Annotated in this window: 22 protein-coding genes and 1 pseudogene; 22 read left to right on the top strand and 1 reads right to left on the bottom strand. The window is 44.1% G+C overall.

Annotated features, from left to right (window positions below; all coding sequences use genetic code 11):
* From DD657_RS15150 to DD657_RS15055, 20 genes and pseudogenes are all read left to right on the top strand, one after another.
* Nucleotides 1–759 (top strand): annotated as a pseudogene (locus tag DD657_RS15150) (hypothetical protein); the annotation flags it as partial.
* Between the two features lie 116 nt (nucleotides 760–875).
* Nucleotides 876–1,703, top strand: a complete 828-nt coding sequence (locus tag DD657_RS15145; RefSeq protein WP_287050745.1) for a hypothetical protein — start codon at nucleotides 876–878, stop codon at nucleotides 1,701–1,703.
* A gap of 686 nt (nucleotides 1,704–2,389) precedes the next feature.
* Nucleotides 2,390–2,803: a type IV pilin protein gene (locus DD657_RS15140; protein WP_021986914.1), complete on the top strand. Its 414-nt coding sequence runs from the start codon at nucleotides 2,390–2,392 to the stop codon at nucleotides 2,801–2,803.
* Between the two features lie 18 nt (nucleotides 2,804–2,821).
* Nucleotides 2,822–3,283, top strand: a complete 462-nt coding sequence (locus DD657_RS15135) for a hypothetical protein (RefSeq protein WP_068689390.1) — start codon at nucleotides 2,822–2,824, stop codon at nucleotides 3,281–3,283.
* Nucleotides 3,276–4,682 carry a GspE/PulE family protein gene (locus DD657_RS15130; protein ID WP_287050744.1) on the top strand — a complete coding sequence of 469 codons (1,407 nt, stop codon included), beginning with the start codon at nucleotides 3,276–3,278 and terminating at the stop codon, nucleotides 4,680–4,682. Before DD657_RS15135 ends, DD657_RS15130 begins: the two co-directional genes overlap by 8 nt.
* Before the next feature lie 10 nt (nucleotides 4,683–4,692).
* Nucleotides 4,693–6,588 carry a type II secretion system protein GspD gene (locus DD657_RS15125; RefSeq protein ID WP_068689394.1) on the top strand — a complete coding sequence of 632 codons (1,896 nt, stop codon included), beginning with the start codon at nucleotides 4,693–4,695 and terminating at the stop codon, nucleotides 6,586–6,588.
* 11 nt (nucleotides 6,589–6,599) lie between these two features.
* A complete protein-coding gene (locus DD657_RS15120; protein WP_287050743.1) occupies nucleotides 6,600–7,598 on the top strand; it encodes a PilN domain-containing protein in 999 nt (332 codons plus the stop codon).
* Between the two features lie 5 nt (nucleotides 7,599–7,603).
* Nucleotides 7,604–8,098: a hypothetical protein gene (locus DD657_RS15115; RefSeq protein WP_118774708.1), complete on the top strand. Its 495-nt coding sequence runs from the start codon at nucleotides 7,604–7,606 to the stop codon at nucleotides 8,096–8,098.
* 87 nt (nucleotides 8,099–8,185) lie between these two features.
* Nucleotides 8,186–8,545 (top strand): hypothetical protein, encoded by a 360-nt coding sequence (locus DD657_RS15110; protein WP_021986908.1) that lies wholly within the window; start codon nucleotides 8,186–8,188, stop codon nucleotides 8,543–8,545.
* Nucleotides 8,546–8,573: 28 nt separating this feature from the next.
* Nucleotides 8,574–9,035: a hypothetical protein gene (locus DD657_RS15105; RefSeq protein WP_287050740.1), complete on the top strand. Its 462-nt coding sequence runs from the start codon at nucleotides 8,574–8,576 to the stop codon at nucleotides 9,033–9,035.
* 4 nt (nucleotides 9,036–9,039) lie between these two features.
* Nucleotides 9,040–10,257, top strand: a complete 1,218-nt coding sequence (locus DD657_RS15100) for a hypothetical protein (RefSeq protein WP_118774706.1) — start codon at nucleotides 9,040–9,042, stop codon at nucleotides 10,255–10,257.
* Nucleotides 10,245–10,577 (top strand): hypothetical protein, encoded by a 333-nt coding sequence (locus tag DD657_RS15095; protein WP_021986905.1) that lies wholly within the window; start codon nucleotides 10,245–10,247, stop codon nucleotides 10,575–10,577. The genes DD657_RS15100 and DD657_RS15095 overlap by 13 nt, the downstream gene beginning before the upstream one ends.
* A gap of 66 nt (nucleotides 10,578–10,643) precedes the next feature.
* Nucleotides 10,644–11,201, top strand: coding sequence for a type II secretion system protein (locus tag DD657_RS15090; protein WP_021986904.1), 558 nt, complete (start codon nucleotides 10,644–10,646; stop codon nucleotides 11,199–11,201).
* Between the two features lie 35 nt (nucleotides 11,202–11,236).
* The gene (locus tag DD657_RS15085; protein WP_287050737.1) at nucleotides 11,237–12,283 is read left to right on the top strand and encodes a type II secretion system F family protein; all 1,047 of its coding nucleotides are present in this window, start codon (nucleotides 11,237–11,239) and stop codon (nucleotides 12,281–12,283) included.
* 334 nt (nucleotides 12,284–12,617) lie between these two features.
* Nucleotides 12,618–13,094, top strand: coding sequence for a hypothetical protein (locus DD657_RS15080; protein ID WP_021986902.1), 477 nt, complete (start codon nucleotides 12,618–12,620; stop codon nucleotides 13,092–13,094).
* A 145-nt stretch (nucleotides 13,095–13,239) separates the two neighbouring features.
* On the top strand, nucleotides 13,240–13,560 hold the full coding sequence (locus DD657_RS15075) for a hypothetical protein (RefSeq protein ID WP_021986901.1): 321 nt from the start codon (nucleotides 13,240–13,242) through the stop codon (nucleotides 13,558–13,560).
* Between the two features lie 183 nt (nucleotides 13,561–13,743).
* Entirely contained in the window at nucleotides 13,744–17,028 is a 3,285-nt protein-coding gene (gene secA, locus DD657_RS15070; RefSeq protein ID WP_021986900.1) for a preprotein translocase subunit SecA, read from the top strand.
* Between the two features lie 78 nt (nucleotides 17,029–17,106).
* Complete coding sequence (lgt, locus tag DD657_RS15065) at nucleotides 17,107–17,970, top strand: prolipoprotein diacylglyceryl transferase (protein ID WP_021986899.1); 864 nt, start codon at nucleotides 17,107–17,109, stop codon at nucleotides 17,968–17,970.
* Between the two features lie 5 nt (nucleotides 17,971–17,975).
* A complete protein-coding gene (locus DD657_RS15060; protein ID WP_021986898.1) occupies nucleotides 17,976–18,446 on the top strand; it encodes a nucleoside deaminase in 471 nt (156 codons plus the stop codon).
* 151 nt (nucleotides 18,447–18,597) lie between these two features.
* Complete coding sequence (locus tag DD657_RS15055) at nucleotides 18,598–21,504, top strand: insulinase family protein (protein WP_118773696.1); 2,907 nt, start codon at nucleotides 18,598–18,600, stop codon at nucleotides 21,502–21,504.
* A 32-nt stretch (nucleotides 21,505–21,536) separates the two neighbouring features.
* Here the strand turns inward: DD657_RS15055 and DD657_RS15050 are convergent, their stop codons facing one another.
* Nucleotides 21,537–21,713 carry a (2Fe-2S)-binding protein gene (locus DD657_RS15050; protein WP_021986896.1) on the bottom strand — a complete coding sequence of 59 codons (177 nt, stop codon included), beginning with the start codon at nucleotides 21,711–21,713 and terminating at the stop codon, nucleotides 21,537–21,539.
* A 204-nt stretch (nucleotides 21,714–21,917) separates the two neighbouring features.
* Between DD657_RS15050 and DD657_RS15045 the strand changes: the two genes are divergently transcribed.
* Together DD657_RS15045 and DD657_RS15040 are read left to right on the top strand one after the other, a co-directional pair.
* Nucleotides 21,918–22,247: a DUF8478 family putative metalloprotein gene (locus DD657_RS15045; protein ID WP_068689414.1), complete on the top strand. Its 330-nt coding sequence runs from the start codon at nucleotides 21,918–21,920 to the stop codon at nucleotides 22,245–22,247.
* 244 nt (nucleotides 22,248–22,491) lie between these two features.
* On the top strand, nucleotides 22,492–24,792 hold the full coding sequence (locus tag DD657_RS15040; RefSeq protein WP_068692100.1) for a TonB-dependent receptor: 2,301 nt from the start codon (nucleotides 22,492–22,494) through the stop codon (nucleotides 24,790–24,792).
* The last annotated feature ends 259 nt before the right edge of the window (nucleotides 24,793–25,051 follow it).

Genomic DNA, 25,051 nt, shown 5'->3' with positions numbered 1-25,051 from the left:
AAGTATTACGGTTTGAGTCCGTATGCTTATTGCAGGAATAATCCGCTTATCTATATTGACCCGGACGGTCAGCTTAGTACCCATTATGTAGATAAATATTATAATGTAATATTTCAATCTTCAGATAAGAGTGACGATGTTATAAAAGTTCCTGATGATCGGATTGCTGATTTTTTGGCGCTTTTACAAGCCTCAAGCTGGGATGTCAAATATATTCATTCTTCCGGTTTTAATGATTATTTAAAAGGAGAATATGGGTTGGCTGATTACCAATTTTCAGAAGCTCAACTCAATGCTTTGGATCAATTTTCAACGACTTGGTCGCGTAATAATGCAGCCCGTTATATGTTGAATCCGACAATGGTTAATGCTTTGCGGATGGGATGGAGCGAAGCTTTAAGCCAATGGACTAATCCGGAGTTGGTTGCTACAGGCTTAAGTGCCGGAATTTTGGGATTGCAGGGATTGGCGAGGCATGCTGCTAAGGGGGAAATACAGTATTCTGATGATTTGCTAAAGACAGCACGGAGCCTATATCCAAGCAAAGCAGGTAAAATAGAGATGCACCATATCACTCCGAAATATTTAGGCGGTGGGAAGGATGGTCCACTTGTTCCGTTAGACGCATCATATCACCAAGTAATCACAAATGAGTTTAGAGCATTGTGGCCTTATGGTAAAGGTGTTCCGAGTGCCACGGAATTACAAGATATAATGAAGCAGGTTTATTCTAAGTATCCATTGCCGCCAAGCTATTAAAATTAAAAATGGTAATGAAAGACATTAGAATTTACTGTAAACTACGATTATACTTATTTTCTTTTTAAAGCAGATGAAGGTCAGAATATAGGAACATCTAAAATTTAAGAATAGTAATGAAAGAAACATTAGAACTTAGAATAAACTACGATTATGCTCATTTTCTTTTTAAAGCAGATGAAGGTCAGAATATAGGAACATCTGTAAAAGTTGTTGAACTCTCAAAGGAAGACTCAAGATATAGGCAAGTGCCAATTATTGCAGAAGAAGTAAGGAAAAAATATAACGGGAAATTTTTCTTTGGTTGGAAAATCGGACGTAAATACAGTAGAAGGGAATTAGATACAGCTATATTACTGCATTTAAAAATAAAAACAATATTTGAGCCGACAGGTGAAGAATGCGGAACGCTGTATGATGAAACGGCAGCTTGTACTATATGCGGAGCTAACAGGAAACAGGTAAGTCCTTTAATTCTTGAGAAAGGAACGATGCCCAAAAAGGATATTGCTAAAACAATAGGGGGCGAAGTAGTTGTATCAGAAAAGTTTGTAAATGCAGTAAAGCGGAGAAATTTAAAAGGCTTACAGTTTGGTGCTGTCAACGTTGAAAAATATTACCAACTTACTGCAAATACGGATATTGAATTATCGCCCAATACGATTGTAGGTATTAATCCATTTGATTTATCAACGAGTAACGAAGGAGAAATTTACAAATGTCCAAAAGGTGATACAATCGGTTTAAATCTTTTGTCAGAACCTTACGTTTTAAATAGCCAATCAATCGGGAAATATGATTTCTATGCAAGTAGGCAAAAAGTTGGTGTTAGACGTGGATTGTTACGGCCAGAGCCGATTTATTTTTGTTCACCAGCTTTCAGGAAAATGGTTGAAGAAGAAAAGCTAAGTGGATTTGAATTTGAGATAACAAATATTGAATAATGAACAAAGCCACTAGGAATGAACTTACCCCCAAAAGTTTTGTGTCCAACTTTTGGGGGCCAGTTCACTTTTTGGACACCCTCTTCTTTTTCAGAGACGGGCGGCTTTGCCGCTAAAAAATCATTTTTAAGGCATTTTTTGCCTATTCACTGCTTATTTCTGTTAAATCTTGGTTGTTCTTGTCTTATTTTATCCCCCAAAATCGTCCTTTCCAGAAAAAGTGATCAACAATCCCTAATTTTATGCTAACGCTTCTTCGTAACAGTCGTTTTTATTTTGTTATAAATGAACGGTATATTAGTATATTAGAACCTTCTCCCGATTTAAATATCAATTTTCTGGGTCGTCCTAATGCGATGGGGAATGGATACTTAATAGGTATTCTTTGTAAAGGGAGATTGCGTGATAAGCAATAAGCTTGTTTTAATATATTTCCGGCAAAAATCTGCCGGAAATTTTTTTGTTTTTTATGATGTAAATTTTTTTGTCATTCTGATATATCCGGTGTTTTTTGGTCTCTTTTTTAGTTAAAAAAGGGCTGTTTTTGCAGTGATAAGGTTTTTGTAAAAAACAGGTCTTATAATCAGGTGTTTAGAAGTGCAGTGATAAGGTTTCTGTTTGCATGTCGGAGAATCTTTTTGGATTTTGTGCTTTAAATTTAGCACGAATAATCAAATGCAATCGTTATGAAATCTATTCGTGCAAAATCGGAGTTGAAGGCATTTTCTTTGCCTGAGTTATTAGTTGTGCTTGTTATCATCGGGATTCTTGTTTTGATCGCTTTGCCTAATCTGATGCCTCTTATATCAAAGGCTAAAAGTACGGAGGCTCAGCAGCAGTTGGTGTTTTTGCACACCTTGGAAAAAACTCATTTTTATATGCATTCCCGGTATTCGGCTTCTTTGGAGGAGTTGGGTTTTGAGCAGCAGAAGCTGGTGACGGACGGAGGAAGTGCCAATTATCGGATTGAAGTTACCGAAGCCAGTGAGAAAGGATTTAAAGCGAAGGCTACCGCTGTGGTCGATTTCGACGGAGACGGGACATACAATGTCTGGGAAATCGACCAGGATAAAAACCTGAAGGAAGTAACGAAAGATTAAGGCCTGAAATAAAGCAATATGTGGGATTTGTTATTGATACTGCCTTTGGGAAGTATGATGTGTTCGGATTTCCGGATGCGTAGAATTACATTGGCGGATTTGTTACTGTTCGGAATATTACAGTGGGGAATGTCTTATTACGAATGGGGGTGCTGTGCATTCTTTGTGAGAATATTCGTAAATCTGTCGTTGCTTTGCTTTATAGGAATAATTGTAGCCGGGTATTATTACCTGCGTTACGGCAAAAAATCGTTACGTAAACAAATCGGAGTGGGGGATTTGTGGTTTTGTTTGTTGTTGCTGCCTGCTTTTTCCTGTTGGGAGTTGACTTTTTTTCTGACTTTTTCCGGTTTGATTATGTTGTCGGTGTGGTGGGTGTATGTCCGGATAAAAAGGAGGGAAGTGACAATACCTCTGGTGGGCGGTTTGGGATGTATGTATATGTTGTTAATCTTAATGCGTGTTTTGGGTTATGGATGAGAAGCATATTCCGGCCGGTATAACGGGTTTTTTTACAGCAGAGGAAGCCCGTGCCTATCATTTGATTCCTGTGGAGAGGAATGCCGGAGAGTTGAAATGTTATGGTAAAAAAGGGTGTTGTTATGACAGTGTACGGGAGGAAATTGCCGTAGTCCGGGGGGTGAAGCTACAGGTGGAAGTTTTACCGGAAGACGGATTCGAGCGGCTTATGCGGCAGTGTTATCGGCATGGGGGAGCGATCGCGGATATGTCAGATGATGATGTAGGAAGTTCGGATTTTTTGAGTCGGTTGATATTGGAGGCTTATCATTGTTATGCCAGCGATTTGCATTTTGAAGCTTATGAGGAGCGTTGCCGGGTACGTTTCCGGATAGACGGGCGTTTATTGGAACGATATGCAATCGGAAAGGAGAATTATGCGGCTTTGGTCAATCAGATAAAGATTTTGGCTAATCTGGATATTTCTGAAAAGCGTTTGCCGCAGGATGGACGGATTTTTTTCAATAGGGAGGCCTGTCGTTTTGATGTCAGGGTGTCTTGTCTGCCGGCCATATACGGTGAAAAGATCGTTCTTCGCTTACTGACGCGTCATACGGAATTGCTCGATCTGGATAATTTGGGTTTTGATGACAGGCAATTGGCGGATTACCGGGAAGCTGTCTCCAATCCGCATGGGTTGATCCTGATCAGCGGTCCGACCGGTTCGGGTAAAAGCACTACATTGTATGCCACTTTACGTTTGCTGAACCGTGAAGACAATAATATTCTGACGATAGAGGATCCCGTGGAGTATACACTGGAGGGGGTCAATCAGGTGCAGTTGAAGGAGGAGATCGGACTTACCTTCGGTAGTGCTTTGCGTACTTTTTTACGGCAAGATCCGGATATTATCATGTTGGGAGAAATCCGGGATACGGAAACGGCCCGTATGGCCGTAAGAAGTTCTTTGACGGGGCATTTGATTTTTTCGACGATACATACGAACAGTGCCTGGGGATGTGTGGCCCGCCTTACGGATATGGGACTTCATTCTTTTCTGATTGCCGATACGTTGCTTTTGTGTATGGCTCAGCGCTTGGTGCGTTTGCTTTGTCCTCATTGCAAGTGCGGGATGAATGCAGAGGAGGGAGGATTGGCGCATTTGGCCGGTATTCCCCGCCGTCTTTTCCGGGCTGTAGGATGTGAGGCTTGTTATTATACCGGTTATTCCGGGCGGAAGGCCGTTTATGAGGTGCTGCCTGTCGATTCGCGTTTGGCTTTGGCCATTCGTAATCAGGAAACGGAAATAGCGGCTTTGTTAAAGGAAAGAGGGATAAAAACATTGAGAGAGTCTGCCTTGCAACTGTTAGAGGACGGTCTGACTTCTCTGGAAGAGGTATTGCCCTTGTTGAACGAATAAACGGTAGGTTATGATTTTAAGGTGTTTGTTTTCAGTGATTATATTGGTCGTATCGGGAAGTGTGTATGCCCAGGAGAGTGCCGACTCTTTGGCGGTAGTACAGACAGATGTTTTACGAAGGACTTTGGATAGTTTGGGAAGCAGGGATCCCGCTTATTTGCAGGAAACGGATCTTTCGGTGGGAAATATTCCGCTTTCCGAGTTATTACGTAGTATTGCGACAGTCAATCAGGTGAATTTATGTGTAAAGGTGGCAACCGATCCTTTGGTCGCCTGTAATTTCAGTCGGGCACGTATTACAGACCTGTTGTATTTTCTTTGCCGGGAGTACGGTTTGGAGGCCGAAATCAGCGGTAATATTGTGACTCTCCGTTCAGCTGCCGTTTTACCGCAATCCGAACCGGAACCAACGGTGCGTTACGATTCGTTACAGGTTTCTCTCTCTTTCGATTTTCAGGAAGTTTTGCTTCCGGAGGTGGCTCGTTGCATCACCCGGCTGACGGGACAAAATGTAATTGTACCTCAGAATTTGTATGCTTCCCGCGTATCGTCTTATCTGCAACAATTAAAAGTGCCTGATGCAATCCGTGCTTTGGCTGCAGCTAACGGTTTGGTGGTTACGGAAGAAAAGAGAGGCGTATGGATTTTTGATTCCTCCGGAGAAAGAGAATCTGAAGGGCAGGAACGGAATAAGCATTTTGTCCGGAGAGAGGTATATGCAACAGACCGGTTATCGGCCGATAGTCTGGGCTGTCTTACCGCACATATAACAAATGGAAATTTGAGCGATATATTGTCAGAAGCCTGTGAGTTGCTAAAACTGAATTATTTTTTTGCCACCCCTTTGAAGGGCCAGACTTCGGTGTATTTACAGCATATAGAGTATGAGACTTTTTTCGACGTTGTACTGGCGGGAAGCGGGATCAGTTGCGGGAAGTATGACGGGGTGTATGTATTCGGAACAACAGGGAAGGAGAATGCTTTGGTGACAACGCGTGTCGTTCCGTTGCGTTATCGTACGGCGGAGCATTTACCCGAGCTGATACCGGATGCATTGAAAAAAGAGGTGCAGGTGCAGCTTTTCCCCGATCTCAACAGTTTGATCGTAAGCGGAGACAGCCGGCATGTGACGGCCGTGTGTCGTTTTCTGGAGAGCATAGACCGGAGAGTACCTTTGATAACGATTGACGTTATGATTGTCGAGGTGACGAAAAGTACGATCCGGGAAGCCGGAATTGAGGCCGGCCTGGGGGAGAAGCCGGCGGTAACGAAGGGCTCTTTTTCTCCCGGTATCAATATGACTTTGGGAGCTGTATCGGTAAATAAGCTGATCAATAGTTTCAACGGTTTCGGATCGGTGAATCTGGGAAGGGTTACTCCTGATTTTTACATGAATCTTAAATTTCTGGAAGAGGCCGGAGATATTGAGTTGCGTTCGACACCGAAACTTTCGACGCTGAACGGACACGAGGCGACGCTGAAAAGCGGGGAAACCCGGTATTACAAAGAAGTGTCGAGTAATATTATCGGGTCACAGACTCCCATACAATCGGATTCCTATACCTGGAAAAGTATAGATGCTAATTTGTGTGTACGGATTGTACCTTATGTGGGAGAGGACGGACATATCACTTTGCAGGTAGAAATCGAACAGAGCGAATTTACGGGAAAAGAGGAAAAAGATGCTCCCCCTTCGACGGCTACCCGTAGTTTTAAGTCTCAGATCAGGGTGAAAGACGGTGAAATGGTGTTGCTGGGCGGGATTGAACGCAACAGCCGGGACCGCAGTAGCCGGGGATTGCCTTATATTGCCCGTATTCCTTTGTTGAAGTGGTTGTTCGGATCGACCAGAAATAATAAGGTGAACCAAAAACTCAATATTTTTATTAAACCGACAGTATTATAAATAATTCAACAATGGTATTACCTGAAACTATCACCGGATACGCTCAATTTCTAAAGGTGGTTATTCTGCCGGACGGAAGTTTTCAAACGGTTCTGTATGTACTGCGTAAAGGAAAATGTGTGTGTTTACCGGAAAAAGTCGCAGGAAGGCAGGCTTTAACATTCGTATTGCTGGAGGGGGAAGGGGTATTGCGGAGGGTTTACCGGGAAGGTGATGAAAGTATACGCAGAATTACCGGGAATCCGGATTTGTTATACGATTCGGAACAGAGGGAAGATGGAACGGTGTTACGGTTTATGCGGCGGGATAAGGCTGACGAGGTCGTAACCGGATTGAAACAGAGAGGTATACAGGTGTACGGAGTGTATTTGTCCAGGGGAGAAGAAAAAAGTCTGTCTTCGCCGGAAGAAGATGAAGTTGTCCGGTGGTTGCGGATCCGAAAGGAAGAAATGAGATTTCGGGTTTTGTTCCGGCCTGACCGGAAAGGAAAGGTGTTGGGAGAATGTGTTTTCCGGCGCTTGAGGTTACCGTTGTTGTGTTTTTGGCTGATCGTACTGATCGGTAATTTTTTCGGAACCGTTGCATTGGAAGAAAGAGTGCGGGAACAGGAGGCGATCGTGGCGGTACGTATGCGGGAACGGGAAGGAAGAAGCCGGGAGGATGAAGGAATTCGCAATTTGTCGGAGAAAGTCCGTAGGTGGTCGGTCGGGCATTGTGCTTTACTGTTGGACCGGATTGCCCGGCATGTTCCGGGGGAGATGCAATTGTCTTTATTGAGTGTAGCTCCTTTTGAGGGAAAGCTCCGATCGGGGCGGGATCCGGAAATCGTATCGGGAGTGGTGTTGATTGGCGGGGAGACTTCGGATCCCGGAACGGTTACCCGTTTTTGCCGTTTGCTGGAAAAGGAAACTTTTTGCCGGGAAATAGAATTAAAAACGATACACAGGTTGTCGGGACGGGAGGCATATCGTTTTGAAATCAAGGTTTCTTTAATTCCGGGATTAAAATAGAAGTTATGAAAGAATATACGGGGCTTGTGAAATTATCGGTACTGGTCGTTGTGTTGCCTTTATTTGTCTGGTCATTCGCTTTGAAGAGAAGCGTAGGCCTTTGGAAGCGGTATACAGCTGAAAAAGTGAAGTCGGAACAATTGTCGGAACAGAAATTGCCTTTACCGAATGAAATGAAGCAGGAGGAGATCGGCGGTTCCTTATTGGTGGACGGTAAGTTACTGGACGGGCTGACGGAAATCATCCGCCGCGAAAATGTCGGGGTCGTCAGTTATTTGCCCGTAGTGCTTCATAAGGAAGGGAAGTATTGTTTGTATGCGGGCGAATTGGTTTTGGCCGGAAGGTATGGCGGATTACTTCGTTTCATGGATGTATTGGAGACGGAAATGCCTTCGGTAAAGATCGTTTCTGCCGGATTCCGGTTGTTTAAGGAAAGATACAATGACAAGCCGGAATTGCATTTGGCATTGATTGTTGTGGAGTTGGCGGGGGAAAAATAAATTTCAGCGTTGGGGATTGTCGCTTGAATAAAGGTTGTTGTTAAATAAAATGTGTCATTCGTTATAGGGTTTATTTAAAAACAGGTTATGAAAATTAAAGTGTTGTTTTTGTCGTATTGTTTGTTATTCCTGTCTTGTGAAGATGTCTTCGAAAAAGATATCAGCCGGAAAAAGGTGGAGGTGATGGCTCCCGGAGCGGGATGGGTCTTAAACGAAGCGGAGCAGGTATTTGTCTGGAAGTTGATGGAGGGGGCTTCTGCCTACCGTCTGGTGGTGGTGTCTCCGTCCTTTGCCCGTATCGGCCGTTATGTTGCAGATACACTGGTAACCGGCAATCATTGGAAAACGGTTTTGCCGGAAGGACCTTATGAGTGGTCGGTGAGGGGATGTAATTCGGCTTATGAGTCACAGGATACTGTTTTGGCTTTTTCGGTAGATCGGGAATGAATCAGATCGGGAATAAAAGGGAGTAACTATGAAAAATAGAAAGGTAGTAGGTGTGCTTTTGCTTGTTGTTGCCGTTGTATGGAGTATCGTTATTTGGCGGATTGCCGGCGCTTTGGGAGATCAGAAAGATATGGACGCCGTTAACGGTTACCGGCCGTCACCTGCTGTTACGGTATTTGACAGTATACGGGTAGATTATCCCGATCCTTTCCTGAAGTCAGAATTACAGGTAAACTCCGGAAAGCAATCGGCTATACGTCCCTCAGCTTTCTTTGTTCCCGATATGCCCTTGCATACGGCTGATCCGCCGTCTTTTCTTTTCCGGGGCAGATTGAGGCGGGGAAAACGGGCGTATGTGTTGTTGGAGTCGGACGGTCGTCGTGAGATTGTGGGGGTGGGAGACGTAATTGACGGCTTCCGGATTGTAAAATCAGCCGGAGATTCTGCCGTATTTGTAAAGGGGAATCAGAGGTACGTATTGAAAAAATAAGGATATGAAGACGTTTAAAGCTTCGGTTCTGGCGACGGTTGTTGTGGTGTCTGTATTGATGCTGTTGTTTGTCTGCGGAATTTTTTCGTTGAAGATGTATTATGGTCGTCCTGTCCGGGAATGGGTGGCGGAACAACAGGAGAGAATGTGGCTGGATTCCGGTTTTTTGTTGTATTGCCGGGATACGTCGGTTGTACTGACGGATACTTCCGGTTATGTGCTTTTCCCTCCGGACGAACGTTCCCGTATCCGGGTTGAAGTTTTACCCTGGGGATTGTATGAGGTCGTGACAGTTTCACTTGCTTCGGGGAGAGCTTCGGTACGTTGGGTAGGTAAAAAACGATTGTATAACCGTAATGTACAATTGTATGTGAGTGATAAAGGGGCTGTTTTTTGTCTGGCCGGCCGTACGGTAATCCGGGGAAAGGTAGCCGTACCGAAAGCCGGAATCAATTATACGTCAGTCAATTCCGAATTTTTCACCGGGGAGATACTGGCAGATTCTGCCGTTTGCCGGAGTGGGACGGGTTTGCCGGAAATTTTGGAAGGACTACGAAAACAAGCCGGTGAGTATGGTCGTCTGCGGGAACCGCTTTCCATTCCCTGCGACGGTTTTGCCGGTTTGAAGCGTAGTTTCCGGGAGGAAACTTTGACGGTTGTTTGTGAAGAACGGGTTAGCGGAAACTATGCCGGACGATTGGTGTTGTACAGCCGTTTTCCTTTGTATATCGGTCCGGAGTGCCGTTTAAGCCGTGTTTTGGTAGCAGCGCCTTCTGTAATGGTGGGTAAAGGTTTTCGGGGATCATTGCAGATTTTTGCCCGGGATACGGTAGTGTTGGATGAGCAGGTGGAGTTGGAGTATCCTTCGGGGGTGTTTTTAAGTGCGGAAAATCCGGCAAGAAGGGTTGAAATCCGGGATAGTGCTGTCCTGAACGGTTATGTCGTGGTCGACGGGGATGGAGCGGAAAACCGGCCTCCCGTGCTGCATTACCGTCAGGTTCCGACGGCGAAGGTGAGGGGACTGGTGTATGTGGACGGTATTGCCCAGGTGCAGGGAGAAGTAGCGGGGGCTCTTTTTCTTCGGGAGAGTTATTATTTTTCTCCGGCGGGCTATTATGCAGATATCCTGTATGGAGTGGACTTGTCAGAAAGTAAGGACATGATCTGGCCTTTCTGGTTGGCCGGAGATACGGAAAAGGAGGTGATCGGATGGCTGGAATAAATAAACGGCTCGGGGCTTCGACTTTGGTTGAAGTGATTGTTGCGGCTTTGATCCTGATGATTGTCTTTGCCGTGACGATGGAAACTTTGGTACGGTTTTCGGTGCAGGATAGCGAACCGATAGAGTTGACGGATGCCGTCACAGCCGTGCGTACCTATTACCGTTTATCCGGAAAGGAGGAGGAGAATGAAACCCTGGAATACAAGTGGGGGAAAATAAGAGTAGATGTCAAGCCTTATCGTCCGGGTTTCCGGCAGGTAACTCTGACGGTTATTCCAGGACACGGGCAGTATAAGCCGGTATTTGTTTATTTAAAATAGATGGACATGAGGTTCCGAATAGGTGTAAGCCGATGGGGCAACTGTTTTAGAAGGTGTTTTTACTGTATGAATCCGATAGGTTTAAAGAAGGTGCAGGTAAAAATGCGATGTGTTCGGAAATATACCTATCGGGCTATGACTTTGCCTGAATTGCTGGTGGTCATGATAGTCGGAGGAATTGTGTTTCTCATGGTATTTGAGGCCTGGAATATGGCAGGGCGTTACGGAAGACAACAGACAGAGAGGAGTTTGTCGGAAAGTACGTTTTTTACGGCCGTTTCCCGTCTGGAAACTTTGTGTATGTCGGCAGATTCACTTACTGTCAGGGGGGACGGACTGGTCGTTCATCGTGCTGCCGGAAATGAGGTGTATCTGTACCGGGAGGGAGATTGTCTGGTTGTGTTATTCGGGGAAGGGGACGATTGTATACCCGTTTTGCGGGACACGTTGTTCCGAAATGTAGATGACGTCAGATGGACATCTGAAAGCGATGTTCCGAAACGGATAGACAGCTTGTATGTACTTCTGCAATTGGGCAAACATCGGAAAGAATTCGGATTCGGTTGTACTGATCGCGGTCCGGAACGGTGGGGAAAAGTTTTTCAGACAGAAGAGAACAGGTAAAAGATCAATAAAGGTATTTATTTAAATCAGGTGTAATGGCAGTTTTGGTTTTTAAAGATTCGAGAAAAGAGACTTTGTTTTCGGAATTGAGTTCTTTACTGGCTTCGGGACTTGATTTCAGCCGCTCGTTCTCACTGTTGACGGAAGGCGAAGAAAAGGGGCGGATAAAAGAAATGTTAAAGTCGATACATTGTTCTGTGGTGAAAGGAAATGCCTTGTGGCAGGCGTTGGAAGAAAACGGAGGTTTTTCTCCTTTGGACCGGGGAGTTGTACGTATCGGAGAAGAAACGGGACGGTTGAGTGAAGCTTTGGTGTTTCTGGCTGAATATTACCGTAAACGGATTGCCCGTCGCCGGATGATTTCGAGTGCCGTCAGTTATCCTTTGGTGGTATTGGGAACGGCGGTTATCGTATTGGTGTTTATGATTTTAGTGGTGGTGCCTATGTTCGAGCAGGTATATACCCGTATGGGGGGAGAATTGCCGGCCATGACCCGCGGTATGATCGCTCTTTCCCGTTCGTTTCCGTATTGGCTGGGAGGAGTGACGGCAGTCGCCGGAGGCGGGGCGTTGTTTTTTCGTTATTTCGGAAAACGCCCGGAGGTGCAATCGGCTGTAGCTGCTTTTCTGCTTCGTCTTCCTTTGGTCGGCGGACTTATCCGGCAGAATTGTGAAGCCCGGTTTTGTAGTTTACTTTGGTTGCTGAATAGTTCAGGGGTACCGCTTTTACGGAGTATCGGCTTGCTGGAGGGAATTATTTCTTTTTACCCTTACCGTAAATCTTTTACCTCCATTGCTCAGGAACTGGGACGGGGAACCCTTTTTTCCACTGCCCTTTCGCTTTTTCCCCGTTTGTACGACCGTAAATTGGTCATGTTGTTGCGTGTGGGAGAAGAAACCAACCGTTTGGGGGATATGTTGTCGAGACAGGGAGAGGAACTCAGCCAGCGCCTCGAGCACGGATTGAAGCAGGCGGGTAATCTGCTTGAACCGATTTTGGTACTGGGTGTCGGTGCTTTAGTGGCTGCCGTTCTGATTGCAATGTACCTGCCGATGTTCCGGTTGGGAACAACGATATATTGATTTTTATCTCAATAATACCTGTTGTATTTTTCCGGTTATCCGGTCTAAATCATCGGAAATATATATAATATTTAGAAATATTTTACTTTTCGGAAAGGGAAACCGTTTTGTCATTACAATAAATATTATAAATGTCTATTGTATTTTATATCAGAATATAAACTTTACTTATTTTAATCTGTAATATAATGATTAATCCGACGGATTGCATTTCTATATTTTACAATATACTATTTTTCAATTATGCAATTAATTCATATATAGGTTTGATGTAAAAAAATGTTAATAATTTAGTGCGTAACTTTAATTTACAAATTTTAAATTTTACGTACTTATGGAAAAAACATTTTTTATCGATCAGATTCAAGGGCTAAAAGAGAGTGTTTACAGAATTTTTAGCAGAAGGAGAAGGCAGAAAAGAATTGTAGCGGATAAAGGGGATGAGGATTTTAAATTTATCTCGGGGATTATATTGTCGTATGTACGACATCTGACATTGTTGTTCGGACAATATAAGAATCGTTATGAAATTATTTATCACCGTATTTATGAAATTATAGAAAAGGAAATTATAGACGGGGAGGGCAAGACGGTGTTGTGTAAAATTATAAATCAATGTTTTGACGGAATTGCCGATAAGTTACGGGCGTCCCATCCTGAGCTTCGGGATACGGATGTCGAGTTTTTGTGTTTTCTGGCAGTGGGTTTTACGGCATTGGAATTGATGTTGATGTACCGTTTGGAAAGTGTGGAAGCGGTATATGTAAAGTGTTCGCGTTTAAAAAAAAAATACATTTGGATTGTCCGTTAAATATTTATTTACAGGAATATGTACCGTATAAAATAAATTGGGAGCCCGGGCGTTTGTTTCAGGAGGTGTTTGTGGTATCGGAGGATATTTAATATTTTCAGGATTTTATTTTCCGTTTTTACTTTTTAGCTTAACTTTGTAGCTTGTGGAAATGAACAGGTATTTGATAGCGGCATTGTATGTCATGGCCGGATGTGTCGTGACAGTTCCTTTAAAGGTGCAGGGAAACCCGGAGCCTTTAAGGGGGGAAAGGTGCAGGCTGATTGTTACGACTACGGTTAAAACGGTGTCGGAATATGTCGGGGATCAGGAAGCGGAGCAGCTTGTTTTTGACCTGGCTCCGGAATATTTCTGGTCGCCGGACATTGCGGTTCATAAGACGATTTTTTTGTCTGATTACGGGAAAGCGGAGCAAATCGAGACTCCGGCATATACTTCCCATAAAATCCGGGCTCCGGGGCTGTAATCCTGATACAGTTTTCGATTTATGACCCAGGATTCGGATATGAATCCCGGTTTGAAGGCAGGTCGTGCATTTTAATGAATGACGATTTCCGGTAAGGATCGAAAGTTTTATTTTTATAAGTTATATTTTTAACAGAGTTGCCAGGCAACAAAATATTAATTACAATTTAAAATTTACAATTCAATGGGTTTAAATGATATATTGAAGAAATTACTCGGTAATAAGTCGGATCGGGATATGAAGGAGTTGGTGCCGATTGTGGGCAAGGTAAATGCCGAATGGGAAAAGATAAAAGGACTCAGTAATGACGAGTTGCGTGCTGCTGCCGATGATTTGAAAGCCAAAATCCGGGCGCATATACAGGAAGAGCAGGACGAGATAACAGAGTTGAAGAGAAAGGTGGATGAAGAACGGCCGACAATCGAAGAACGGGAGGAAATATACGACCGTATCGACAAGCTGGAAGAGGAGATTGATAAGAAGGTGGAGGAGATTCTGACGGAATTGTTACCTGCGGCTTTTGCGATTATGAAGGATACAGCCCGTCGTTTTAAGGAAAACGAGGAAATTGAGGTAACAGCTACCCCATTTGACCGGAATTTATCTGTGAATCATGATTTTGTGGAGATTGAAGGAGATAAGGCGATTTGGTTTAATTCGTGGATTGCCGGAGGAAATGAGGTGACGTGGGATATGGTGCATTACGATGTACAGTTGATCGGCGGGGCTGTGCTTCATCAGGGCAAAATTGCGGAAATGGCCACGGGTGAAGGTAAAACGTTGGTTGCTACTTTACCGGTATTTCTGAATGCTTTGACGGGGCGCGGAGTGCATATGGTGACGGTGAATGATTATCTGGCAAAGCGTGACTCGGAGTGGATGGGACCTTTGTATATGTTCCACGGTTTGTCTGTGGATTGTATTGATAAGCATCAGCCTAATTCTCCGGAACGCCGTAAGGCTTATATGGCGGATATTACTTTCGGTACGAATAACGAATTCGGTTTCGATTATCTGCGCGATAACATGGCGGTTCATCCCGAGGATCTGGTACAGCGTAAACACAATTATGCGATTGTGGATGAGGTTGACTCGGTGTTGATCGACGATGCCCGTACGCCTTTGATTATTTCCGGTCCGGTACCGAAAGGGGACGATCAGATGTTCGACGAATATAAGCCGCGTGTTGACCGTTTGGTAAGGATGCAGCGTGAGCTGGTGATGAAGATATTCAATGAAGCGAAGGAGTTGCTGAATAGTGACGATTCGAAGAAGCGGAAAGAAGGGGGAGTTCTGTTGCTTAGAGCACATAAAGGTTTACCGAAATATAAACCTTTGATTAAGTTTTTGAGTGAGCAAGGGAATAAGGCAATATTGATCAAGACGGAAAACGAATATATGCAGGAAAATAACCGGAGGATGCCGGAAATTACAGATCCGCTGTATTTTGTGATTGATGAGAAGCAGAACACGATCGATTTGACGGATAAGGGACACGATGCGATTACTGCTGCCGGCGAGGATCCGAAGTTCTTTATTCTTCCGAATATCGGTGAAGAAATCGCCGAAATCGAAAAGACGGTGAAGGATGAAAACGAGAAGTTACAGCGTAAAGACGAAATGATTCAGAATTACGCCGTGAAATCGGAGCGTGTGCATACTGTAAGTCAGTTGCTGAAAGCTTACACTTTGTTCGAGAAGGATGTAGAATATGTGGTGATCGATAATAAGGTGAAGATTGTGGATGAGCAGACCGGTCGTATCATGGAGGGGCGCCGTTATTCGGATGGTCTGCACCAGGCGATTGAAGCTAAAGAAGATGTGAAGGTTGAAGCGGCTACACAGACTTTTGCTACGATTACGTTGCAGAATTATTTCCGTATGTATCATAAACTGGCCGGTATGACCGGTACGGCAGAAACGGAAGCCGGTGAGTTGTGGGATATTTACAAGCTGGATGTCGTTGTGATCCCGACGAACAAACCGATCATCCGGAAGGATGCCAACGATTTGGTATATAAGACGAAGCGGGAGAAATACAATGCGGTGATCGATGAAATCGTCCGTCTGGTAGAAGCCGGTCGTCCGGTATTGGTAGGTACGACTTCGGTAGAAGTGTCGGAGTTATTGAGCCGTATGCTGAAATTGCGGAATATTTCTCACAATGTGCTGAATGCGAAGTTGCACCACAAAGAGGCTGATATTGTAGCACAGGCCGGACAGAAAGGTACTGTAACTATTGCTACCAATATGGCCGGTCGTGGTACCGATATCAAGTTGACTCCGGAGGTACGGGAAGCGGGAGGTTTGGCTATTATCGGTACGGAGCGGCATGATTCCCGTCGTGTGGACCGTCAGTTGCGGGGCCGTGCCGGACGTCAGGGAGATCCGGGATCTTCCCAGTTTTTTGTTTCTCTGGAAGACGATCTGATGCGTTTGTTCAGTTCCGAAAGAATTATCCGGGTAATGGACCGCTTGGGTCATCAGGAGGGAGATGTTATTCAGCATTCGATGATCACCCGTTCTATCGAACGGGCACAGAAAAAAGTGGAAGAGAATAATTTCGGTATCCGGAAGCGTTTGCTGGAATATGACGATGTGATGAATTCCCAGCGTACGATTATTTATAAACAGCGCCGGAATGCCTTGTTGGGAGAGCGTATCGGGGTTGCTGTTGCCAATAATACCTACGATGTATGTGAAACTATTGTGAATGAATATCAGCCGGCGAATGATCTGGAAGGTTTACGGATGGAAGTTTTGCGTATACTCTCGATCGATTTTGAAGTTACGCCGGAGGAATTCCAAACTATGAAGGCCGAGGATTTGACGGAGAAATTGTACGATAAGGTGCGGGAAGTATATACGCGTAAGGGGGAACATATTGCAGAGCAGGCCTATCCGGTGATCAAGAATGTATTCGAGACCCGGGGAGAGATGTTTAAGAATATCGTCGTTCCGTTTACAGACGGACAACGGATGTATAATGTGGTGACGAATTTGGAAAAGGCTTACCGGAGTCAGGGAGAGGATCTGATGCGCTCTTATGAGAAGTCAATCATATTGGCACAGATTGACGATGCCTGGAAGGAGCAGTTGCGTGAAATGGACGAATTAAAGCAGTCGGTACAGAATGCAGCTTATGAACAGAAGGATCCGCTGTTGATTTATAAGTTCGAATCCTATAATTTGTTTAAAACCATGGTTGAAAAGATCAACCGGGGTATCGTATCTACTTTGATGAAAGGACAGATTCCGATGCAGGAACCGGAAGAAGTCAGGGAAGCCAGGGAACGCCGTACGGACATGAGCCGTATGAAAGAAGGGCGTGCAGAAGCTGCGGTTCCACAGAATCAACAACCGCCGAAACATGAGCCGGTGCGTGTCGGTCCGAAGGTGGGACGTAATGATCCCTGCCCTTGTGGAAGCGGCTTGAAGTATAAGAATTGTCACGGAAAGACAGAATAATTAATTTTAGATTTGTGATTTGCGGTTTTTGTCCGGAAGGAGAGGAACCGTAAATCATAAGCTATAAATCCTGAATCAATGTTATTGTATATCAATTGGAATGTAGACCCGGAATTGTTCAATCTGGGGGCGATCTCGATCCGGTATTACGGTTTGTTATTTGCTTTGGCCTTTATTTTCGGATATAAGGTGGAGGAAAAGATGTTTAAGTCGGAGGGGTTGAGCCAGGCCTGGTTGGATAAATTGTGGATATATGTGGCTATTGCGACGGTGATCGGTGCCCGTTTGGGGCATTGTTTCTTCTACGATTGGGCTTATTATAGTCAGCATCCTCTGGAAATTGTATTACCGTTTCAGTTCAATCCTTTCAAATTTACCGGGTTTCAGGGACTGGCCAGTCATGGTGCAGCGGTTGGTATTATTGCAGGATTGTGGTATTATTCGCGGAAGGTGAGTAAAAAATCGATTTTTTGGATATTGGACCGGGCTGTCATTCCGATTGCTTTGGCCGGTTTTTTTATCCGGATGGGGAATCTGATGAATTCGGAGATTATCGGAAAAGCGACCAATGTGCCCTGGGCTTTTCAGTTTGTCAACGCCAGCGGGATTGCTGATCCGTCGACGCCGCGACATCCGGCTCAATTGTACGAAGCGGTTTGTTATCTGCTCAGTTTCGGAATTCTGATGTATTTTTATTGGAGAACACGGGCTAAGGAGCATTTGGGCTTTTTGTTCGGATTGTTTTTGATACTGATTTTTTCAGCCCGTTTTTTTATTGAATTTATAAAGGAACCGCAGGAGCCGTGGGAAGCTGATATGGCTCTTAATATGGGACAATGGCTCAGTATTCCGTTTGTAATTGTCGGCTTGTTTATGATATGGTACAGTAAAAGTCATAGGGTGACGGAGTCACAGAGTCACAAAGTCAAAAAGAGAAAATAGTTATTATGTACGAGAAGAAGTTTATGGAAGAGGCCATTCGGTTGGCTGTAGAGAATGTGAAAAAAGGGGCAGGAGGTCCTTTCGGAGCGGTGGTTGTGAAAGACGGAAAGGTGGTTGCTGCTTCTGCTAATACGGTTACTCCGGATAATGATCCGACGGCACATGCCGAGGTAAATGCGATCCGGCAGGCTTGCCGCCGACTCGGTAGTTTTCAGTTGGCGGGTTGCGAAATTTATTGCAGTTGTGAGCCTTGTCCGATGTGTTTGGGAGCTATTTACTGGGCTCGTCCGGACAAGGTGTATTATGCCTGTACGAAGACGGATGCTGCAGAGGCTGGATTCGATGATTCGTTTATATACCGGGAAATTGAGATGCCGGAGGCAGAGCGGAGTATTCCTTTTTGTAATCAGCGGGAAAAAGAGGCCGGAGAAGAGTTCCGGTTGTGGCGAACGAAAGAAGATAAGACGATATATTGAGAAAACAGAGGTTTTACCTCTGTTTTTTTTATCATTTATTAAATGAAATTATTTGATAATAATTAAAAAAAAGTATATTTGTTTCCAAATGATAGGATGGGTAGTAGAAGATTGCTTTCACGACGGATGTTAACTTCCTAAATATATGAGTATGAAAAGAATCTTTTATGTTTTGTTTTTGGCTGTGTTGGGAGCTTTGTTGGCTTCTTGCAACACATCCCGTGACTATGAAAGTGTGCCGGGTGATCCCTTGAATGCCCGCATATACACTTTGGATAACGGTTTGAAGGTATATCTGACCGTTAATCCGGAAAAGCCGCGTATTCAGACTTACATTGCCGTGCGTGTCGGCGGTAAGAACGATCCTGCTGAAACGACCGGTTTGGCTCACTATTTTGAGCATTTGATGTTTAAAGGTACGGAAGAGTTCGGTACGCAGAATTATGCACAGGAAAAACCGATGCTCGATGAAATCGAGAATTTGTTTGAGGTGTACCGGAAAACAACGGACGAAGGCGAGCGTGCGGCTTTGTACAAGAAAATCGACAGTATTTCGTATGAAGCTTCGAAGCTGGCTATCCCGAATGAGTATGACAAGCTGATGTCCGCTATCGGCGCCAACGGTACGAATGCCTATACCGGTAACGATATGACGGTTTATGTAGAGGATATCCCTTCGAATGAAGTTGAAAATTGGGCTAAAATACAGGCTGATCGTTTCCAGCATAATGTTATCCGCGGTTTCCATACAGAACTTGAAACGGTGTATGAAGAGAAAAACATGTCTTTGACACGTGATAACCGGAAGGTGTACGAGCAGATAATGGCGGCTCTTTTCCCGAATCATCCTTACGGAACCCAAACGGTGTTGGGGACACAGGAGCATTTGAAGAATCCGTCTATTACCAATATCAAGAACTATTACAAGGAATGGTATGTGCCCAACAATATGGCTATTTGTATGTCGGGTGATTTCAATCCGGATGAAGTCATTGCTACGATCAAGCAATATTTCGGAGGTATGCAACCGAACCCCAATTTACCGAAGCTGAATTTCCAGCCGGAACCTGCCATAGAGCAACCGATTGTAAAAGAAGTCCTGGGATTGGAGGCTGCAAATGTGGCTTTGGCCTGGCGTTTTCCGGGAGCTTCTTCTCCGGATGCTGAATTACTGGAATTGGTGGGACAGATTTTGTATAACGGTAAAGCGGGTTTGATCGATTTGGATATCAATCAGCAACAAAAATTGTTGTCGGCTTATGCTTATCCGAATATGATGTCCGATTACAGTATGTTTATGATGAATGCCCGTCCGAAACAAGGACAGACGTTGGAAGAAGCCAAAGATATTTTATTGGCGGAAGTCGAAAAACTGAAGAAAGGCGAATTTGACGAGAGTTTAATCGAGGCTACGGTAAACAATTATAAACGTTATATGCAATCGTTGATGGAGAGCAACAGCTCCCGGGCCGATCAGTTTGTGGATGCTTTTATCAATGGAATCGAGTGGAAAGATAAGGTGGCTTCATTGGATAAAATGAGTAAAGTTACCAAGCAACAGATTGTGGACTTTGCAAATGCGAATTTCAAGGATAATTATGCTGTGGTATACAAACGGGAAGGAAAAGACCCGAATGAAAAGAAAATGTCAAAGCCTGCCATTACGCCGATTTTTATGAACCGGGATACTTCCAGTGCATTTTTGCGGGAAATTCAGGCTTCGCAGGTGAAACCGATCGAACCGGTATTTTTGGATTATGCCAAGGATATGGGACAGACGACGGCTAAATCGGGCATTCCTGTGCTTTACAAGCAGAATACAACGAACGATCTGTTTACGATCATGTATGTATTTGATATGGGTACTTCTCAGGACAAAGTTTTAGGAACGGCCGTACAGTATCTGGATTATCTGGGTACCAGCAAGATGACTCCGGAACAGATCAAACAGGAATTCTATAAATTGGCTTGTGACTATTTTGTATCTCCGGGAACGGAACGGGTATTTGTAGGTATATCCGGATTGAGTGAGAATATGGGTAAGGCAATGGAATTGTTCGAATCTTTGCTGGCAGATGCTCAACCGGCTCCGGAAGTTCTGGAAAACATGAAGGCCGATATTTTGAAATCCCGTCAGAATGCAAAATTGAACCAATCCGCCAATTTCAGCCGATTGACCCAGTATGCTCAATTCGGACCGAATTCACCCGCCCGCAATATATTGTCGGCTAAGGAACTGCAGGAGTTGAAGCCGGAAGATTTACTGTCGCGGACCAGTGAACTGAACAATTATGCGCATAAGATACTGTATTACGGTCCGATGACGATGGAGGAAGTGGTTGCTGTTATCAATGACAAGCACCAGGTTCCGGAGCAATTGACTCCTGTCCCTGATAATAAATGTTTCGTTCCTCAGTTGACGCCGACCAATAAGGTGCTTATTGCTCCTTACGATGCAAAACAGATTTATATGGCTTCTATTTCCAATCGGGGAGAAAAATTCAATCCGTCTATTTATCCAGTATTATCCATGTACAATGAGTATTTCGGCGGTGGAATGAATGCCATTGTATTCCAGGAAATGCGTGAAGCCCGCGGTTTGGCTTATTCGGCCGGAGCCGGTCTCAGTCAACCCGGAAAGTTGGATAAGCCTTATATTTTCAATACTTTTATCGCTTGTCAAAATGATAAGATGATAGATGCATTGGCGGCTTTCGATGAAATTATCAACGATATGCCGGAATCGGAAAACGCCTTTAAGCTGGCTAAGGATGCTCTCCTGACCCGCTTACGGACACAGCGTATCACGAAATCGGATATATTGTGGAATTATTTGGGGGCACAAGATTTGGGGCTGACAACGGATCGTCGTAAGGAGTTGTTTGAAAAAGCCCAGACGATGACGTTGGAGGATGTGAAGAAATTCCAGGAAGAATGGATTAAAGGTCGTACGTATACGTATTGTATCTTAGGAGACGAAAAAGAACTGGATTTGAAGGGTTTGCAAAAATACGGACCGATTACCCGTTTGACCCGGGAAGAGATATTCGGTTATTAAAATAAAGAAGGTGCCAGCACTGGCACCTTTTTTTATTTTCCGTTTATTTCATTCAGGATTTCCTGAATTTGTTCCTGACAACCGCCGCAGCCTGTTCCTGCATTGGTTTCTTCTCCTACTTCTTCTACTGTTTTCAGTCCTTTTTCGCGGATGGCTTTCTCAATTTCTTCACGGCTTACATCAAAGCAATGACATATCGTTTCACTCATAATCGTTTGTTTTTATTGATTTATAATTATTTTGTTCCAAAATTACGATAAAAACCGTTGTCAGCCTTAATAAATCCGATCATATCTTTTTATGTCATTATAGATAAGATTTATAATTTGCGTGAATATATGAAAAGATATTCGATTTTTACTATTTTTGCATTTCTCTAAAAATAGAATGTGAAGCGGATTATAAATGAAATAATGAGGTTCTTGCTTCCGGTTATCTTTATCGGATATATCGGGATTATTTCGCTTTGTACCCACGTCCATGTCGTGGATGGGGTAACGATCGTGCATTCGCATTTGTTTAAAAATGTTCCGGGACAGCCTCCCCATTCGCATACACATGCCGGGTTCCAGTTGATACATGCCGTTACTTCGTATACTTCGACGACAGATGTCGTTCCCTGTTTCGATTTTGCCGCTGTTTGTTTGGAATTACCCGTCGTACTCTGTGTGTCCGGTGCATCGGTTTTTATATCTGCTGTACCCGGCGTATTATCTCTTCGTGGTCCTCCGGCCGGTCTATAGGGACTGTGATCGGATTTCAGATTGAATTTCTCTTTTATAATTTACGATTTATTTTTATCGTTTATCTGTTGCGTTATTTTATATGACGTTTCAGGGAGAGCCGTTTTATTGGAAGATGAACGATTTTTCATCTTGTAATCTTTGTTTTTATTTCATTCTTTCCGATCAATCAACGATCTGAAATTCAGTTGTCCCGGAGTTCAGACTATCTTATTATTTATGTTTTTAAAGAAATTTGTTTATGATGAAGAGATATATACTTTTAGTGGTATTGTTGTTGAGTGTGTCTGTTTGTTTACAGGGTATACCGCCTGAACTGAATCCGACAGACGCCAATATATACGGACATGTGATAAGTAAAAAAAGCAGAGAACATCTGGCATTTATGACAGTGGCATTGAAGGGAACAACAATCGGAACGGCGACGGATGCAAGCGGACATTATTTTTTGAAAAACCTGCCGGAAGGAAAGTTTACGATGGTTGTAACGGCTGTCGGTTATAAGCCGGTACAGCGGGAGGTCGTGCTGAAGAAAGGGAAAACCCTGGAAGTTAATTTTGAGGTAGAGGAAGATCAGGTGGCTTTGGACGAAGTGGTGGTTTCGGCTAACCGGAACGAGACGACAAGGCGGATGGCTCCGACTTTAGTAAAGGTTTTGGATACAAAGATGTTTGAGACACAGGGAGCAGTTTGTTTAGCCGAGGGGCTGAATTTTCAGCCGGGGGTCCGGGTGGAGAATAATTGCCAGAATTGTGGATTTCAACAGGTACGAATCAATGGGCTGGACGGTCCCTATACTCAGATACTGATTGATTCGCGTCCGGTTTTCAGTGCTTTGAGCGGAGTTTACGGGTTAGAGCAGATCCCGGCAAATATGATTGAACGTGTAGAGGTAATGCGGGGAGGGGGAAGCGCTTTGTTCGGGTCATCGGCAATTGCCGGAACAATCAATATCATTACAAAAGAGCCACAGCGTAATTCGGCTCAAATTGCCCATAATGTAACGATGTTGGGGGGAAGTAATACATACGATCATGCGACTTCATTGAATGCTTCCCTGGTTTCGGATAACCGGAAAGCAGGTCTGTATGTGTTCGGGCAGTCGCGCTTCCGGCCGGGATACGATTATGACGGAGACGGATATACGGAGTTGCCGAAGATCAAAAGTAAGACATTGGGGATGCGTTCGTTTTTGAAAACGGGAACTTACAGCCGGCTGACAGCCGAATATCATACCATTCATGAATTCAGACGGGGTGGTAATAAGTTGGACAGACCGCCACACGAGGCCGATATAGCCGAGCAAGTGGAACATGATATCAATACGGGAAGTTTGAAGTTCGATTATTTTGCCCCGAATGAAAAATACCGTTTCAGCTTGTTTTCGTCGGTACAACACATTAACCGGGAGAGCTATTACGGTACGGGAAAAGATTTGAATGCTTACGGGAATACGACGGATTTGACATATGTCGGCGGCGGTCAGTTGTTTTATCATTTCGACCGGTTTTTATTTATGCCTTCGGACTTAACCGTCGGTGCCGAATTTAATTACGATCGCCTGGCGGATAAGATTTGCGGGTATAACCGGGATTTTGACCAGACGACACGGATTGTAAGTGCTTTTATACAAAACGAATGGAAGAACGATCGCTGGAGTTTTCTGATAGGGGGACGGGCAGATAAGCACAATATGTTGGATCATGTCGTATTGAGTCCGCGCGTGAATATCCGGTATAATCCGACTCCCAATCTGAATTTCCGGGCCAGTTATTCGGGAGGTTTTCGGGCACCGCAGGCTTTTGACGAGGATTTGCATATTGCGGCGGTCGGTGGAAAGGTGGCGATAATAAAAATCGATCCGGATTTGAAGGAAGAACGGTCGCAAAGTGTCAGTGTTTCGGCAGATATGTATCATCGTTTCGGACAGGTGCAGGTGAATTTGCTGGTAGAAGGGTTTTATACAAATTTGAAGGATGTATTTGTTCTGGAAGATATCAGTACGGACAATGGGATTCTGACGAAGGAAAGACGGAACGGTTCCGGAGCGGAGGTAATGGGAGTAAATCTGGAAGGGCGCGCTGTTTTTACCCGTTGGCTGGAATTACAGGCCGGAGCGACGATACAGCGCAGCCGTTATAAGGAACCCGAAAAATGGAGTGAAGATCCGGAGGTGCCTGCTGAAAGAAAAATTTTCCGTACACCGGATGTATATGGGTATTTTACGGCTTTACTTAATCCGGTCAAGCGTTTTTCGGTAGTGCTTTCCGGTACTTATACCGGTGAAATGCTGGTGCCGCATGCAAAAGGGTATATTCCCAAAGATATTGCGGTGGATACGCGTGATTTTTTGGATATGGATGTAAAACTGGCTTATGATTTTTCAATAAGTAAAGAGATCGGTTTACAATTGAATGCCGGTGTACGTAACATATTTGAAGCTTATCAATCGGATTTTGACAAGGGCCCTGACCGGGACTCGGGATATATATACGGTCCCGGACTTCCCCGGAGTTATTTTGCCGGTGTAAAGATTTCTTTTTAAGAACCGGACTGTTTTTAACTATAAATAGTGAGTCTGCGCATAAAAAGAACTGCTTTTTACCTCTAAATGGGGATTTGCAGCAAACAGACAACGGTTTATCTTTGTCCTATCACAATACAAAGATAACGATTGATTAATAATGATTTGGAAAGACTGCAGACAAATGAACTGCAGTCTTTTTTATAGACAAGGTGGAATTCCGGATTTTAATTTTTTTCATCTGAAATAAAATCTGATGATTTTGAACTGAACCCCGAAA

It is taken from the genome of Culturomica sp. (assembly GCF_003524185.1).
Classification (GTDB): domain Bacteria; phylum Bacteroidota; class Bacteroidia; order Bacteroidales; family Marinifilaceae; genus Culturomica; species Culturomica massiliensis.
The sequence above is the reverse complement of the archived record's forward strand: the minus strand, read 5'-3'. Positions and strand labels throughout refer to the sequence as shown.

What these genes read in the sequence shown, in the direction of transcription:
- DD657_RS15045 (WP_068689414.1), top strand. Translation starts at nt 21,918, where the DNA reads ATGAGGTTCTTGCTTCCGGTTATCTTTATCGGATATATCGGGATTATT.
- DD657_RS15040 (WP_068692100.1), top strand. Translation starts at nt 22,492, where the DNA reads ATGAAGAGATATATACTTTTAGTGGTATTGTTGTTGAGTGTGTCTGTT.
- DD657_RS15110 (WP_021986908.1), top strand. Translation starts at nt 8,186, where the DNA reads ATGAAAATTAAAGTGTTGTTTTTGTCGTATTGTTTGTTATTCCTGTCT.
- DD657_RS15090 (WP_021986904.1), top strand. Translation starts at nt 10,644, where the DNA reads ATGAATCCGATAGGTTTAAAGAAGGTGCAGGTAAAAATGCGATGTGTT.
- DD657_RS15115 (WP_118774708.1), top strand. Translation starts at nt 7,604, where the DNA reads ATGAAAGAATATACGGGGCTTGTGAAATTATCGGTACTGGTCGTTGTG.
- DD657_RS15095 (WP_021986905.1), top strand. Translation starts at nt 10,245, where the DNA reads ATGGCTGGAATAAATAAACGGCTCGGGGCTTCGACTTTGGTTGAAGTG.
- secA (WP_021986900.1), top strand. Translation starts at nt 13,744, where the DNA reads ATGGGTTTAAATGATATATTGAAGAAATTACTCGGTAATAAGTCGGAT.
- DD657_RS15055 (WP_118773696.1), top strand. Translation starts at nt 18,598, where the DNA reads ATGAAAAGAATCTTTTATGTTTTGTTTTTGGCTGTGTTGGGAGCTTTG.
- DD657_RS15100 (WP_118774706.1), top strand. Translation starts at nt 9,040, where the DNA reads ATGAAGACGTTTAAAGCTTCGGTTCTGGCGACGGTTGTTGTGGTGTCT.
- DD657_RS15105 (WP_287050740.1), top strand. Translation starts at nt 8,574, where the DNA reads ATGAAAAATAGAAAGGTAGTAGGTGTGCTTTTGCTTGTTGTTGCCGTT.
- DD657_RS15130 (WP_287050744.1), top strand. Translation starts at nt 3,276, where the DNA reads ATGGATGAGAAGCATATTCCGGCCGGTATAACGGGTTTTTTTACAGCA.
- DD657_RS15120 (WP_287050743.1), top strand. Translation starts at nt 6,600, where the DNA reads ATGGTATTACCTGAAACTATCACCGGATACGCTCAATTTCTAAAGGTG.
- DD657_RS15135 (WP_068689390.1), top strand. Translation starts at nt 2,822, where the DNA reads ATGTGGGATTTGTTATTGATACTGCCTTTGGGAAGTATGATGTGTTCG.
- DD657_RS15125 (WP_068689394.1), top strand. Translation starts at nt 4,693, where the DNA reads ATGATTTTAAGGTGTTTGTTTTCAGTGATTATATTGGTCGTATCGGGA.
- DD657_RS15140 (WP_021986914.1), top strand. Translation starts at nt 2,390, where the DNA reads ATGAAATCTATTCGTGCAAAATCGGAGTTGAAGGCATTTTCTTTGCCT.
- DD657_RS15145 (WP_287050745.1), top strand. Translation starts at nt 876, where the DNA reads ATGAAAGAAACATTAGAACTTAGAATAAACTACGATTATGCTCATTTT.
- DD657_RS15085 (WP_287050737.1), top strand. Translation starts at nt 11,237, where the DNA reads ATGGCAGTTTTGGTTTTTAAAGATTCGAGAAAAGAGACTTTGTTTTCG.
- DD657_RS15080 (WP_021986902.1), top strand. Translation starts at nt 12,618, where the DNA reads ATGGAAAAAACATTTTTTATCGATCAGATTCAAGGGCTAAAAGAGAGT.
- lgt (WP_021986899.1), top strand. Translation starts at nt 17,107, where the DNA reads ATGTTATTGTATATCAATTGGAATGTAGACCCGGAATTGTTCAATCTG.
- DD657_RS15060 (WP_021986898.1), top strand. Translation starts at nt 17,976, where the DNA reads ATGTACGAGAAGAAGTTTATGGAAGAGGCCATTCGGTTGGCTGTAGAG.
- DD657_RS15050 (WP_021986896.1), bottom strand. Translation starts at nt 21,713, where the DNA reads ATGAGTGAAACGATATGTCATTGCTTTGATGTAAGCCGTGAAGAAATT.